11 protein-coding genes are annotated in these 14,444 nt (G+C 46.4%); 3 read left to right on the forward strand and 8 right to left on the reverse strand.

Going from position 1 to position 14,444, the window contains the following annotated elements; translation table 11 throughout:
* Positions 1–47: 47 nt before the first annotated feature.
* Positions 48–1,598 (reverse strand): glutamate--cysteine ligase, encoded by a 1,551-nt coding sequence (gshA, locus tag U0021_RS05105; protein WP_049238257.1) that lies wholly within the window; start codon positions 1,596–1,598, stop codon positions 48–50.
* 161 nt (positions 1,599–1,759) lie between these two features.
* Entirely contained in the window at positions 1,760–2,092 is a 333-nt protein-coding gene (erpA, locus tag U0021_RS05110) for an iron-sulfur cluster insertion protein ErpA (protein ID WP_049238016.1), read from the reverse strand.
* A gap of 97 nt (positions 2,093–2,189) precedes the next feature.
* Here erpA and U0021_RS05115 point away from each other — a divergent pair, with 97 nt between their 5' ends.
* Positions 2,190–3,308, forward strand: coding sequence for an RNA-guided endonuclease InsQ/TnpB family protein (locus tag U0021_RS05115; protein ID WP_114800704.1), 1,119 nt, complete (start codon positions 2,190–2,192; stop codon positions 3,306–3,308).
* A gap of 237 nt (positions 3,309–3,545) precedes the next feature.
* Here the strand turns inward: U0021_RS05115 and U0021_RS05120 are convergent, their stop codons facing one another.
* The 5 genes from U0021_RS05120 to U0021_RS05140 all read right to left on the reverse strand — a co-directional run bounded on the left by U0021_RS05120 (position 3,546) and on the right by U0021_RS05140 (position 9,324).
* A complete protein-coding gene (locus U0021_RS05120; protein ID WP_049238017.1) occupies positions 3,546–4,406 on the reverse strand; it encodes an ABC transporter ATP-binding protein in 861 nt (286 codons plus the stop codon).
* A complete protein-coding gene (gene ntrB / locus U0021_RS05125; protein ID WP_049238018.1) occupies positions 4,396–5,280 on the reverse strand; it encodes a nitrate ABC transporter permease in 885 nt (294 codons plus the stop codon). Before ntrB ends, U0021_RS05120 begins: the two co-directional genes overlap by 11 nt.
* A gap of 1 nt (position 5,281) precedes the next feature.
* Positions 5,282–6,694: a CmpA/NrtA family ABC transporter substrate-binding protein gene (locus U0021_RS05130; protein ID WP_114800703.1), complete on the reverse strand. Its 1,413-nt coding sequence runs from the start codon at positions 6,692–6,694 to the stop codon at positions 5,282–5,284.
* 84 nt (positions 6,695–6,778) lie between these two features.
* Positions 6,779–8,158 (reverse strand): FAD-dependent oxidoreductase, encoded by a 1,380-nt coding sequence (locus U0021_RS05135; RefSeq protein WP_114800702.1) that lies wholly within the window; start codon positions 8,156–8,158, stop codon positions 6,779–6,781.
* Positions 8,155–9,324 (reverse strand): acyl-CoA dehydrogenase family protein, encoded by a 1,170-nt coding sequence (locus U0021_RS05140; RefSeq protein ID WP_114800701.1) that lies wholly within the window; start codon positions 9,322–9,324, stop codon positions 8,155–8,157. Before U0021_RS05140 ends, U0021_RS05135 begins: the two co-directional genes overlap by 4 nt.
* A 593-nt stretch (positions 9,325–9,917) precedes the next feature.
* Between U0021_RS05140 and ggt the strand changes: the two genes are divergently transcribed.
* Positions 9,918–11,663 carry a gamma-glutamyltransferase gene (ggt, locus tag U0021_RS05145; protein WP_114800700.1) on the forward strand — a complete coding sequence of 582 codons (1,746 nt, stop codon included), beginning with the start codon at positions 9,918–9,920 and terminating at the stop codon, positions 11,661–11,663.
* A 103-nt stretch (positions 11,664–11,766) separates the two neighbouring features.
* On the opposite strand, the gene U0021_RS05150 is transcribed toward ggt, so the two are convergent.
* Positions 11,767–12,312, reverse strand: coding sequence for a carboxymuconolactone decarboxylase family protein (locus U0021_RS05150; RefSeq protein WP_078255916.1), 546 nt, complete (start codon positions 12,310–12,312; stop codon positions 11,767–11,769).
* Positions 12,313–12,498: 186 nt separating this feature from the next.
* Here U0021_RS05150 and U0021_RS05155 point away from each other — a divergent pair, with 186 nt between their 5' ends.
* A complete protein-coding gene (locus tag U0021_RS05155; protein ID WP_114800699.1) occupies positions 12,499–14,439 on the forward strand; it encodes an ATP-binding cassette domain-containing protein in 1,941 nt (646 codons plus the stop codon).
* Positions 14,440–14,444: the final 5 nt, after the last annotated feature.

The following is a 14,444-nucleotide window of genomic DNA, read 5'->3' on the forward strand; positions in this document are numbered from 1 at the left end:
CTGCATCTCATGCCTGATGATCGCGCCAAGCTTATCAGTAATGGGGTTTAGCGATAGGCTTGAATGTACTCATAAAAACTCATCGTATCTGCCGCTTCCAATCGCGCCTGCTCTACGAGGGAGTTTTGTGCTATTTCATCAAATCTTGCTTCATCAGCACAGCTAAGCGCATGAGACAGCAGTTCGCGGTGGTGCTTTTGGGCAAGCAGCTTACCCAGTGCCCATGTACCACCGACTCGATGCGAGTCAGCGATAATTTGGGCGGATAAGGTAAAGTCTGTATTGGTCGCCTTGCCTTGCATCATCGTCAAGGCGGTGCGATATTCATTGCCGCCATGATGCGCATCAAAGGCGTCAGCGATGACTTGCATTTGGGTGAGATGATGCACGATCCAGTCATGCAGATTTTGTTCGCCAAGATCAGTGGTGATGGTGATGCCAGCTTGTCTGCCATGATTGACCACAGTGTCGATGTTTTGATTTAGCCGCTTTTCTTCTTCGGGCATCAGATAAGGCGAGTCGGTCAGCAGGCAATACAGCGCCAATATTTCCAAAAAGCACGCCGTCGCGACCGTGATGCCGATGTCAGAATAAGGATCAAGATCAATGGCACGAAATTCCACATAAGCGATGCCGCGCGCAGCAAGTGCTTGGGTGGGCGTTTCGGATCCTTGAGTGGTCTGTTTTGGGCGGATGGGGCTATAGTACTCATTTTCGATTTGCAGAATGTGGCTATTAATCTGAATCGGTGTGCCATCGGCATCATCCACGCCGATGTTCTGAAAATCAGCATACGGTGTGCCGATGGCTTTTCTTAAGCCTTGAATGTATTCATCCAAATGATTGTAGCGAATGTCTAAGTCTTCTTGGACGCTGTTGGTGTAGCCAAGCTTGCCCATGCGCAGACTGGTGCCGTTTGGCTGATGGTAGCTACAAGTGGTGCCAAGCGGAATCAAATGATGTTCGCGTCCACTCACAAAAGTACCACACACCGCAGGACTTGCGCCGAGCAGATACAGCACCAAAGGCGTCAATCGCTTAAAATTACGAATCAATGCCAAATATTTATCATTTTTAAAGGCGCTCAAATCCTCTGCACCTTCGGCACGCTGCCACGCCCCAAACAAATCATCGCCCACAGACAAATTGTAGTGAAGCCCTGCAATGGTCTGCATCTTGCGTCCATAGCGCACCCCAAGCCCTGATCGGTACAATGTCTTGAGCTTGCCGATATTGGATGAGCCATAGTCCGCCAATGGGATGTCGCTGTCGGTATCAGACGTCATGCACGGCATAGATAGCGGCCACATCAGCTCATCATTTTCTAAACTGCGATGCACCAAAACATGCAGATCACGCAGCATGTCCAGCGCCTCTTTGATCGATGGCATGGGGTCGGTGATCAGCTCCAAAAGATTTTCAGAATAGTCGGTGGTGATATAAGGATGTGTCAGCTTTGAGCCGAGCTTAGCGGGATGAAAAGTCTTGGCAGAATAGCCATCAGGCTGCATTCTTAGCCCTTCTTTTTCGATGCCACGCTGCATCCCTGCAACAAGATTGGGTGTAAACCAAGAAGGTAGTGTAAAAGTAGGTGTCATGGCGGATACTTGATTGGTGTCAGGGAGCGCCCTGCTGAATCTTCAGCATGAGCGCATGATACTGGTATTATAAATCCAAGCGCCTAAGTTGGCAAAATTATTTGTGCCAAGCAGGCAGGTGCGCCATCTATAAAGACGGCAAAGCCACTGGACTTAAGCGGCTAAATAGAAAACGATGAGCCGCAGCCGCAAGTGGTGGTGGCGTTTGGATTATTGACAATAAAGCGCGAACCTTCCAAGCCTTCGGTGTAGTCGATGGTTGAGCCGACCAAATATTGATAGCTTAAGGCATCCACGACCAAAATCTCTGACCCATTATCAAAAGTCGCGTCATCTTCGCCAAGCTCTTCGGCAAAATCAAACCCATAGCTAAACCCCGAACAGCCGCCACCTGTCACATAGACGCGTAGCATCAAGGCATCGTTGCCTTCGGCGTGTTTTAGCTTGGCAAGCTTGGCAGCTGCATTATCCGTGAGGGTAAGACCTGTATTCATCAAATCCTCCTAGCGTGGAAACCATGCACTTTAAGGCATGGAGGAAACGCTGTGTTGTTAAATTGATATTTCACATTTTAATGATAAAATGTGAGCTATGAAACATCGTGCCTACAAATTTCGCTTTTACCCAACTGATGAACAAGCCAAACTGCTTGCTCAAACCTTTGGCTGTGTGCGGTTTGTCTATAACACGATTTTGCGTTGGCGTACTGATGAATACGACCAAAGCAAAACTAAAATTGGCTATATTCAAGCCAATGCCAGATTGACTTGGCTTAAAAAACAACCTCAATTTGCTTTTTTGAATGATGTTTCGTGTGTTCCCATCCAGCAAGTACTTAGACATCAACAAACCGCCTTTAAAAACTTCTTTGAGGGTCGTGCTAAATACCCAACATTCAAAAAGAAAACTCACAAGCAATCGGCTGAATTTACCAAAAGTGCTTTTAAATACACAGACGGTCAGCTTTTTATTGCCAAAAGCAAACAACCGCTTCATGTTCGTTGGTCTAGGCATCTGCCAAGCAAGCCAAGTACCATCACAATCACTAAAGACTGTGCAGGACGATATTTTGTGTCGTGCTTGTGTGAATTTGATAATCAAATTTTGCCAAAATCTGATACCGCCGTTGGTATTGATGTTGGCATTAAACATATGTTTGTTACCGACAGTGGTCTTAAAATTGACAATCCTCGTCTGACAGCCAAATACGCTACCAAACTTGCTAAGGCTCAAAAAGCCTTGAGTCGCAAAAAACTCGGTTCGGCTAATCGCGCCAAAGCAAGAATGAAAGTAGCTCGTATTCATGCCAAAATCTTAGATTGTCGATTAGATAACTTGCACAAGTTATCTTGCAAATTAATCAACGATAACCAAGTGATTTGTGTTGAAACGCTGCGTGTAAAAAACATGATTAACAATCCCAGGCTTGCCAAGCATATTGTGGATGCAAGTTGGGGTAAGCTTATCCAACAATTAGAATACAAAGCTGATTGGGCTGGGCGGACTGTGGTCAAAATTGACCAATTCTTTCCAAGCTCTAAACGCTGCTGTAATTGTGGATACACTTTGCCTTTTTTACGCCTTGATACTCGCCATTGGGATTGCCCTGAATGCAAGACTACCCATGACCGTGATGTCAATGCCGCCAAAAACATATTAACCGCAGGGCTTGCGGGGCTTGCCTTTGGAGAGAATGTCAGTCTTGTGTAGTTAGTCTGCATAAGCCAATCTCGTTGAATTAGGAAACACCCAGTAGCGATATTGGGAATCCCCTTGCTTTAGCTAGGGGAGGAGGTCAAATTAACCTTATCAAGTGAAAGAGGGTGTCTATTTAAATAAGACCGACTGTCGATTATACAAGGTTTTGAGGGTGAAAATAAACCTTAATTCATAAATATCTGTCAAAGTCGCCGAGCGATCCAAGCCCACACCAAGCCAAAGGATGACTTACAGACCATCCCACTCAGCATGATTAAAATTAATCACTTTGGGTCTTTCGGGGCGTTCAGGCGACTGCTGCAGCGCCTTACTGCGATGCACCAAAAAATCAAGCAAATGATTGCGAATTTTGTAATATTGATGGTGGTGGTGAATGTTATCGCGGTGGCGCGGCTTGGGAATGGTATTTTCAACAATTTCTGCCAAAAATGCCCGAGGACCATTACTCATCAAAAAAATGCGATCAGCCAATAAAATCGCCTCGTCAATGTCATGTGTAATCATAAACACTGTCTGATGGGTGTCCTCAACGATATTGACAAGCTCATCTTGAATGACACCGCGAGTCAGCGCATCAAGCGCCCCAAAAGGCTCATCCATCAGCAAAAGCTCAGGCTTGGTCGCAAAAGCGCGCGCGATGCCCACGCGCTGCTTCATACCGCCTGATAATTGGCTTGGTTTTTTGTCTTTGACTTTGGCAAGCCCAACCATGCCCAAATAAAAGTCGATTTGATCGTTCATTTGGGTAGCTGAGAGATTTGGCGTTTTGGCTTTGAGTGCAAAACCGATGTTCTCACCGACAGTCAGCCAAGGCAGCAGCGCATGACTTTGGAACACCACACCACGCTCAAGCGAAGGTTGGGTGACTGGCTTATCATACATCAAAATCTCACCAAAACTTGCCGTCTCAAGCCCTGCCAAAGCATTTAAGATGGTGGACTTACCGCAGCCTGAATGACCGATAAGACAGATGAATTCGTTTTTTTGGATGTCAAAATTGACATTTTCAAAGACATTTTCGCCATCGCCGTAGCGTTTGGTGAGCGCCTTGACCTCAATCAGCGGCGATGTGGTTTGATCATTCAACATAACTCACCTTTTTTTGTAATATCCCAAACAACATATCCAAAATCATACCCACAAGACCAATGAGCAGCACCGCAAAAATCACATTGGCAAGCGATAAATTATTCCACTGATTCCACACAAAATAACCAATCCCCGTGCCACCGACAAGCATCTCAGCAGCCACGATCACAAGCCATGCGATCCCCATGGAGATGCGCATGCCTGTGACGATGGTGGGCGCAGCGGCAGGGATGACGATTTTGGTGGCGGTCTTTAGGGGCGATAGCTCAAGTGTCTTGGCGACATTGCGCCACTCTCGGCGAACGGACGCCACGCCAAAGGCTGTGTTGGTGAGCATTGGCCAAATCGAACAAATAAAAATCACAAAAATGCTCGATGCGTTAGAATCTTTAATCGTATAAAGCGCAATCGGCATCCACGCCAGTGGCGAGATGGGCTTTAAGATCTGCACAAAAGGTGTGGCGGCACTGCCAAGCACAGGCGACATACCGATGGCATAGCCCAAAGGAATCGCCACCACCATCGCTAAGAAAAATCCAAGCAGCACACGCCCAATGGAGTAGCCAAGCTGTATGCCGATGCCTTTATCATTCAAGCCTCTGTCATAAAATGGGTCGGAGATGTGCCCCCATGCGGTCTTGCCAAAGTCTGTTGGGCTTGGAAATTCGCTTTTTTGGGTGGCGACCACCGCCCCAGGCTCGGTAAATTCAGGAATATCACCCATCAAAATACTGTACTCTAAGCGCAAAGGATCGGTGGGTGCGGTGATCTGCTTCGGCAAGGTGGCGGCGTGCCAAATGCCAATCACGCTCAAGACGATGAGTAATGATAGCAGATAGCCTTTGGCTTTGGTGGATAACGGTTTATGCGCCATGTCATTCCCCTATAGATGCTGTGGATTTGTGCCCGATGGCAAATGAATCCAAATACGCATCAGGATCGGCGGCATCGAACGCTTTGCCCATGACGATGATTTTTGGTTCATCTGCTTTGACGGTGTAGCCCATGGCTTGCATTTGTTGTTTGGCATCGGTGAGCATAAATACTTGGCTTGCGATGTCTTGATAATTGATATCATCCGTGACATAGCCCCATCGCTTCATCTGAGTCATCATCCAAGCTGCCACCGAGTACCACGGCATCACATCAAAGCCCATGCGATCAGGCACATCTTGGACATTATCCACCCCATCAGCAAAACGCCCCATGATGGATTGGCGCAGCACCAGTTCAGGCTGATTGAGATAATTGGCAGGCGAGAGCAGCTTGGATAAGTCTTTACGGATGCTTGGCTCATTTGCCATCACATTGGCTTTGATGATGGCGCGATACATCGCCAAAAAAGTTTGGGGATGATCATTAATAAAGCTTTGAGATGTTCCAAACGAGCAGCACGGATGACCATTCCAAATATCGCGTGACAGCGTATGGATATAGCCTGCCTTATCCCAAACCGCGCGCTGATTGAATGGCTCAGGACCAAAAAACCCATCAATATTACCTGCTTTGAGATTAGCGATCATATCAGGCGGCGTGGTCAGGCGCAGTTTGACATCTTTATCAGGATCTAGCCCATGCTCTGCCAAAAAGTAGCGCAGCAGATAATTATGGATGCTGTGCTCAAATGGGATGGCAAAGGTGAAGCCTTTCCAGTTTCTTGGATCGCGGTTGTCCTTATGCTTTAGTGCCATGACGAGCGCTTGACCATTGGTGTTTTGGATGGCGGCAACTTTCATATCTTGCTTGGCTGAACCAAGTCCAAGATTGATGGCGATTGGCATCGGTGCCAAAAAATGCGCAGCGTCCAGTTCTCGGTTCATCATCTGATCGCGTACCAGCGCCCAGCCTGCCCGTTTTAATAAATTGGCTTTGATACCTTGTTCTTCATAGTAGCCAAGTGGATCTGCCATGATGAGCGGCGTTGAGCATAAAATGGGCAAAAAGCCAATATCCACCGACTTTTTTTCGGGTTTAAGCGTGTCAATGGCGGCGGCTTCTTGGAGCGCTGCTATGGGTAAGACACTGGCAATCGCTGCCAAAGCGGTGCCTTTACCGACGGTCTTAAAAAACGCGCGGCGCGTCGGCTCATGGGGAAATAAAGCCTTGATCGCCACCGCTTCAATAAAATCGGTCTGGGTATGCTCAATACGGCTGTGATCAGAGACACGCTCAAAGCGATCATCCAAAGACAGCATGTCATCACACTGGCTTTGGCTGCTATGTTTGCCGCAGCGGCAGCCAAAATTGAGCGGCTTGTCGGCGTCGTCGGGGTGAAAAATATTTGACATGATACACTATAAACTCATAAGAAGATCAAGCGCCGCGCCGTTTTTGGTTGGGCGGCAGATGGCTTGATCTGATGTTTGATTGGTTTAGGGCGATGTTTTCATTTCGATTTTGGCGGTGATGATGCCATCGCTGCTTTGGGTGAGAATCAGCTGATCGTTGGTATCTTCTTGTACTTGCCAGTCTTTGGCTTGATCAATCTCACCAGTGGCAGAGACGATGATGGACTTGGTTTTTAGGCGTATTAAAGGCGACTTATGCTGATAGCCTGCGTGCGCCATATCACTGATGTGATGTGCGATGGCGGCAGCCTGCTCACGCAAGGGCGCGACAAATCGGCACGGCTTATCATCAATGGCGATACAGTCGCCGATGGCATAGATGGCAGGATGAGAGGTTTGTAGTGTCTTTGGATTGACCACGATACCGCAGCGAATGTGCTCGATGCCTGCACCTTTGGCAAGACGATCATCCAATACAAGACCTGTACTTGCGATGATCTCATCGGCGTAGAGCGTTTGATTATTGTAAGTAATCACATAGCCATCATCTTGGGGGCTGATGCCTGTGATATGAGCATCGCCAATATAGTCAATGCCAATCCCCAAGAGCGCATCACGCAGGCGCTCACCGCCGATAGCAGGCAAAATCTCTGCCATCGGTAGGCTGTCTCGATTGATCAGTGTCACTTGATGACCTGCTTTGGCGATGTCTTCGGCGATCTCTGTGCCGATCATGCCTGCACCGACGATGGCGATGCGCTGATTGGGTTTGGCGATGAGTTTTGCTTGGAGTTTGGCAAACATATCAATGTGATTGACGCGCCACACATACTCAGCAGGCAGGCTTGGTGGCAACATCGGCGCTGCCCCTGTGGCAAGGATCAGTTTTTGGAAGCCAAAATTACCGCGCGTGGTGCGCACTGTGCGCTCATGGGTATCGATGCTTAGTACAAAGGTTTGGGCAACCAAAGTGACATTGAGCGCCTGTGCCAAATCGGCAGCTTTTTTGGTGATGAGCACATCAGGCGTTTTGTTTTGGCTGATGGCAATAGAAAGCTGCGGCTTCATATAGCGATCGCCTGAGTCGCTTGTGATTAAGGTGATGGGCAGGGTGTCATTTAGCTTTCTTAGCGCTTCGATGGCTGTCCAGCCTGCCGTGCCGCCGCCGATGACGATGATGCCAGTCTCGCCGTGGCGACTGATCAAGGGGGCGGCTACTTCGTCTCGGCTGACAAATGGCTCAAAGTCTCGCTTAGTGACGCCGCACAAAGGACACATCCAGTCCTCGGGAATATCCTCAAAACGCGTGCCAGCAGGCAGCCCGCCATCAGGATCGCCCAATTGTTCATCATAAATCCAGCCGCACGCACGACACAAAAACTGCTTCCAAGGTCCTCGCCCATCGGTGGGATTGCTATTTGAATCCATATTTGGCTTGGCTGAATGTGAAAGTGTATCGCTCATTTTGGAGATTTCTCGGTCAATAATTGATGGGATAGATAGCGCAAATGCTTGATGGCAGGCGTGACGATCGCCACAAAGTGCGCTTCACGAATGCGTCTTTGCGGATTGGCGCTCATCAGATAGCCTTTGGCGCCTTGATGTAAAAGTGATGCTTGGGTGGCTTGTAGTGACAGCTCAGCGCCTTGGATACGAGTGTCTAGCACTTCTAAGAAAAAGTCTTTGTGGGTCTCAAAAGGTGTCTTAGCAAGCGTCAAAGTCCGCTCAACCAAAGCATCAAGTTTAATTTGTAGCGCCCCTGCTTGGTCTTCCAAAAACTGATTGACATGTCCAAGCTGAGCTTCTACCGCCGTGATATCATGGATCGCGCCTTGGATAATGCCGGCACCGATGCCCAGCTGCATCAGCACAAATGCCCCGCGCACACGCTCAATAAAAGGCTTGGCAGGGTCAGCGATCAAGCTGTCATCAGGAACAAAGTAGTCATTTAAGGCGATTTGCCAAGTGCTTGAGCCTTCCATACCACTAAATGTTGGGCAAGGATTGAGCTGCCAGCTGCCTTTGCGCGCTTCATCAAACGATAATAAGAAAAAAATGTCTTTTTCAACCCGACCGCCATGCTCGACGCTGGCAATCGCGCCGCAATATTGGTTGGGTGCAATGTGACTGATCCACGGCAGCGTGCCCGACACCACATAGCCGCCATCGACGCGCTGAGCACGCAGAATCATCGATTCGATATTGGCAAAAGTTTTCATCGGATTGGACAAAGCTGTCCCACCGAAGCTTTCGCCCAGTGCGTGGCGGTTTAGGATCTCAGATTTTAAGGTGTGATTATCCGATTGATCAAGATACAAAGCACATACCTGATGACACCATGACAAAAACCCTGTCGTGCCGCAAGTCTCAGAGATCTTAGCGGTTGCAAGGATGGCATCGCCAAAGCGGCTGCCTTGTGCTGACAGATGCGCCGAAAAAGCCCCCAATTTTGCCAATTGACCCATCTCAGCCACAGGATAATAACCCTTATCAATGGCGATGGGATCAAGGAGTTGTTCGGCGCATTGGCTGATATTATCAAGAAAATCGGGTGATTGCCACGCCAAAATGGTGTTGGTAGCAGGATTAATAGACAAAGTATTGGTAAAACACAAGTCGAACGAATGCATATAAAGCCCAAATGGTGCAAAAGCTTAAAAATTTAAATAAATAGATTATTATAGGCAGATGAGTGGCAAATTTCTTATTCTAATTTTGAATATATAGAGTTTGAAGTGATATATGATATAGAGAGATGTATTGCTTGATATATTAACTGCATTCTTTAGTAGTCTGTTTTTTGTTCTAATGGTGATAAGCGAGTGTCTAGAAATTTAATTATCTAATCATCGCAATAATGCCAATAGAAATAGAAATAATTATTCTAAATACGAATAATTATTTCTATTTCTATTGGCATTTTAAAATATTGACAAATTTAACAAGTCAGTAATTTTTTTTCATTATTAATAGAAATAAATTATTTAATTTATTGAATTTATTAAATTTATTTATCGTATATAATTTCATAATTATGATGGTTATTAAAATTATATATAATGTTTTTTAATAATAATATTGAATAATTCGAATAATTTATTATAATAAGCATTATTCATAAGATAATTTTATGATATATAAATATATTCTTATGAATAAACAATAATTATCAAGATTGATTTGATGATTAATCTAAACACGCTCAGTCAACTGGAGAGTATGTATGAAAAATAGTTCATCACTATTTGCAGTGAGTGTTGTTGCTGCAAGTTTATCGGCTTCTTATGCATGGGCAGAGATACCGACTGGTAAATATTGCGCAACCGAATCTGCTTGCAAAAACCCTATGGTCAATAACGCCGCCATCACCACGCCAAATCATTTAGCGACGCAGGCAGGGCTTGAGATTTTACAAAAGGGTGGTAATGCAGTTGATGCTGCTATTGCGGCAGCTTCCACTTTGGCCGTGGTTTATCCTCAAATGAATACTATTGGCGGCGATAATTTTTGGTTGATTTATGATTCTAAAAACAAACAGATACATGCACTCAATGCGAGTGGTCGCTCGGGAGAGGGAGTAACTATCGATTTTTACAAATCTAAAGGTTATGACAAGATCCCTAGCAGAGGGTATTTGGCTGCCAATACTGTGCCTGGAATCGTTTCTGGTTGGGATGCTGCTCATACTTTTGCCCAAAGCCATTTTAATAATAAGGGATTGGCATGGAGTCAGTTATTTGATAAGGCGATCGGCTATGCTCAAAATGGCTATGTTGTAACACCATCTGTTGCTCGCTGGCAAGAGATCAATACTGATACTACGGATCAAGTTGCTCGCAATTTACAGCGTTTTGATGAGTTTCGACGTGTATATTTAAAGCCAGATGGTAGCTCTTATCAAATCGGTGATATTCATCGTCAGCCTGATTTGGCACGCACGTTGAGTACCATTTCTAAAGAAGGTGCTTCGGCATTTTATACTGGCAGTATTGCCAAAAACATTGTCGCTGATTTGCAAGCTAATGGCGGTGTCCTAACCTTGAATGACTTTGCTAATCACCGTGCTGACTGGGTTACGCCATTGTCTGTGCCCTATAGAGGTTATACTGCTTATAATTTGCCACCAAACACGCAGGGTATGGCATCTCTGGCAATTTTGAATATCTTGAATAATTTTGACCTATCAAAGGTAGAAGAGGGATCAGCGGATTATTATCATTTGATGGTTGAGGCGACTAAGGAAGCGTTTATTGATCGTGATACTTATTTAACAGACCCTGATTTTTCATCCATACCTACAGCACAACTTTTGTCTAGCAATCATGGCAAAGCTCAAGCAGCTCGAATAGATATGACACGTGCCGCTGGTAAAAATCCACCACTAGAGCCCAAAGGTGATACGGTTTGGCTTGGGGTGATTGATAAGGATGGTAATGCAGTCTCATTAATCCAAAGTATTTATCATGATTTTGGTTCTGGTATTGTTGCTAAAAATACAGGCGTACTGTTGCAAAACCGTGGAAGCTTCTTTTCGTTAGACCCAAACCATGTTAATCATCTTGAGCCAAATAAACGCACTTTTCACACTTTGAACGCTGCCATGATCTTGGATAAATCAAAAAATCCTGTGCTAATCTATGGTACAATGGGTGGAGAAGGTCAACCACAAACACAAGCTGCAGTTGCTACTCGTGTTATTGACTATGGATTGAGTGTGCAAGATGCGGTTGCTGCTCCTCGCTGGCTGTATGGTCGTACTTGGGGTGCAGAATCTAATTCTTTGAAACTAGAAGGTCGCATCAAGGATGATGTGATAAAAACCTTATCTGATCGGGGTCAACCTGTAGAAGTTTTGGATGATTATACTGACACTATGGGTCATGCTGGAGCGATTTATATTAATCGTAAAAGCGGTGTGATTTCTGCGGCAACTGACCCAAGAAGTGATGGCTTAGCAGCAGGTTATTAAATTGTTCTTATTGCTTGGCCGAGACAAAAAGACCTTGGATGTCATCCAGGGTCTTTTTGTCTCCGCTAATCACCATCGGTCAGCGCTGAGAAATTATCATAAATCACGGCGCAAATGCTTGCAGCTCTGGGTTGATGTCATTTTGGGCGACATTATTGGCGTAATTACATAGTGTTGCCAGTGCCACGCCCATGACTACATCTAAGATATTTTGGTCAGTATAGCCAGCTGCCTTGACAGCGGCAAGCTCATCATCAGAAACCTTGCCACGATTGTCAATCAGCTGCATGGTAAACTGGGCTAGGGCTTGATATTTTTCATTGTCATCGATGGCGGTGCGACCACGCAAAGCAGTGAGTACAGTCTCAGGCATCTTAAGCTTGGTGCCAATTTTGGTGTGACCTGCCACACAAAAATCACAGCCATTATGCGCAGCAGCCGTGATCTGCACCACTTCGATTTCTTCGGCAGTCAAGCTGTTGCGGCTGTTCATTTTGCCGACTTCTTGATACATCTCAAGCGCTTGCGGAGAGTTTGCCAAGACGCCGATCAGATTTGGGACAAAGCCATTGGCTTTTTGAACCATTTCAATGCGCTCTTTGGCTTTTTCGGGCGCTGAATCAACGGTGTTTACGGTTAAACGTGCCATAATTTTTTCCTTAGTTTTTAAAATCATCATTCAAGAATGTTGGCTAAGAAGCTCGGTAAATTAAGATATCATCCAAGCCATAATCCTTGAGTTTGCTTACTAACAGTATAGGTATTCTGTGTAATTTTTACAAGGGCAATTCCTAAAATATGCTAAAATGACTGAAATTTTACAAGATGAATTGTGATGATAGAATTTAAAGATGTGGCGGTGCGCCGAGACGGCAGGCTGCTATTTAGCGATGTGACTTTGCAGCTGCATAAGGGTCAAAAAATTGGTCTGACAGGCAATAATGGCACAGGCAAGTCCACGCTGTTTGCGACCATTTTGGGTGAGCATGGGACGGATGTTGGCAGTGTCAGCCTGCCTGAGTCTTGGCAGATTGCGCACATGGCACAGGAAGTCAGTGCAACTGCCATGAGCGCACTAGACTATGTGCTTGAAGGTGATGCAGAATGGTGGCAGCTCAATGAGCAGATCCAAAACCAAGCCAAGCTGAGTGAGGCGCAGATTGCCCCGATTTATCAGCGCTTTGAGGAGATTGACGGCTATCGCACGCGAGCTAAGGCGGCGATGATTTTGGCAGGTCTTGGCTTTGCTGAATCTGATCATGATCGGCAAGTGGCGATGTTCTCCGGTGGATGGCGAATGCGGCTAAATTTGGCACGCACGCTCATGCATCGTGCTGATGTGCTGCTGCTTGATGAGCCGACCAACCACTTGGATTTGGACGCCATTCTTTGGTTGGAGGAATGGTTATTAAAATTTGAGGGGCTGATTTTGTTGATCAGTCATGATCAGGCATTTTTGGATACGGTGTGCGGGCATATTTTGCACATTGAGCAGGGGCGCATCACGATGTACACAGGCAATTATAGCCAATTTGTACGCACACGCGCAGACAGGCTCGCCCAAGAGCAGCAAGCCTACGAAAAACAGCAAGCGATGCGCGCACACCTTGAGGATTATATTCGCAGGTTTCGCGCCAAAGCCACCAAAGCCAAACAAGCCCAAAGCCGCATCAAGCAGCTTGATCGCATGACAGAGCTGTCACCTGTGATGGCAGACAGCGCGTTTAGTTTTCGCTTCTATGAACCGTCGCATATGGCATCTCCGCTGATTCGCTTGGATAATGCCGTCATCGGCTATGACGGCGTGCCGATGCTCAGTCGGGTAAATCTACAAATCACGCCCAATGCGCGCTTGGGAATCTTGGGGGCAAACGGCGCAGGCAAATCCACGCTCATCAAGGCATTGGTGGGTGAGCTTGTGCTCATCAGTGGTGTACATAAAGCCTCTGAAACCCTAAAGCTTGGCTATTTTAATCAGCATCAGATGGACAGCCTAGATGACGATGCCACGCCGATGGTGATGCTAAGACGACTGGCGGGTCAGACCTCTGATGCCGATCTGCGCGCATTTTTGGGCAGCTTTGATTTTCGAGGTGAGCGCATTGACACCCCAAGCCGTTTGTTTTCGGGCGGTGAGCGCGCAAGATTAATGCTTGCGCTACTTGTTTGGCAAAGACCCAATGTGCTTGTGCTTGATGAGCCAACCAACCATCTGGATCTACAGATGCGTAATGCGCTCATGCTGGCGCTGCAGGACTTTGAGGGAGCTTTGATTTTGGTGTCGCATGATCGAGATTTGATCATGTCGGTGTGCGATGAGCTGCTGCTGGTTTCTGATGGTCGCGCCGAAGAATTTGTGGGGGATATGGTGGATTATGCTGAGCATTTGCGTCAAGCCAAAAAAGAGCGCCAAGTCGCTCAAAAACAAGACAAACCACCCTCACCAAGCACCGATATCAGCCAAAGCACGCCAGTCAATGATGGTCTAAGTAAAGAAGAGCGCCGCAAAAAAAATGCGCAGATTCGCGAACAGACAGCGCCGCTAAGAAAACAGATCACCAAGCTTGAAGATCAGCTTGGTAAGCTGAGCGATACATTAGTGATCATAGAAAATGAGCTGTCTGATACCCGTCTGTACGAAGATGCTTATAAGTCGGAATTATTAGACAAATTAACTCATCAAAGCACACTTAAGTCACAGATCGACGATATCGAAGAGCAGCTTTTGACGGCGATGGCTGAGCTTGAAGTGCTAGAAGATGAGCTGTCAGGGTGAGATCA

The sequence above is a fragment of the Moraxella canis genome (genome assembly GCF_034424565.1).
Lineage (GTDB): Bacteria > Pseudomonadota > Gammaproteobacteria > Pseudomonadales > Moraxellaceae > Moraxella > Moraxella canis.

Bases quoted from the DNA above. Each gene is read 5' to 3' on its own strand.
- gshA (WP_049238257.1), bottom strand. From the start codon at position 1,598: ATGACACCTACTTTTACACTACCTTCTTGGTTTACACCCAATCTTGTT.
- erpA (WP_049238016.1), bottom strand. From the start codon at position 2,092: ATGAATACAGGTCTTACCCTCACGGATAATGCAGCTGCCAAGCTTGCC.
- U0021_RS05115 (WP_114800704.1), top strand. From the start codon at position 2,190: ATGAAACATCGTGCCTACAAATTTCGCTTTTACCCAACTGATGAACAA.
- U0021_RS05120 (WP_049238017.1), bottom strand. From the start codon at position 4,406: ATGTTGAATGATCAAACCACATCGCCGCTGATTGAGGTCAAGGCGCTC.
- ntrB (WP_049238018.1), bottom strand. From the start codon at position 5,280: ATGGCGCATAAACCGTTATCCACCAAAGCCAAAGGCTATCTGCTATCA.
- U0021_RS05130 (WP_114800703.1), bottom strand. From the start codon at position 6,694: ATGTCAAATATTTTTCACCCCGACGACGCCGACAAGCCGCTCAATTTT.
- U0021_RS05135 (WP_114800702.1), bottom strand. From the start codon at position 8,158: ATGAGCGATACACTTTCACATTCAGCCAAGCCAAATATGGATTCAAAT.
- U0021_RS05140 (WP_114800701.1), bottom strand. From the start codon at position 9,324: ATGCATTCGTTCGACTTGTGTTTTACCAATACTTTGTCTATTAATCCT.
- ggt (WP_114800700.1), top strand. From the start codon at position 9,918: ATGAAAAATAGTTCATCACTATTTGCAGTGAGTGTTGTTGCTGCAAGT.
- U0021_RS05150 (WP_078255916.1), bottom strand. From the start codon at position 12,312: ATGGCACGTTTAACCGTAAACACCGTTGATTCAGCGCCCGAAAAAGCC.
- U0021_RS05155 (WP_114800699.1), top strand. From the start codon at position 12,499: ATGATAGAATTTAAAGATGTGGCGGTGCGCCGAGACGGCAGGCTGCTA.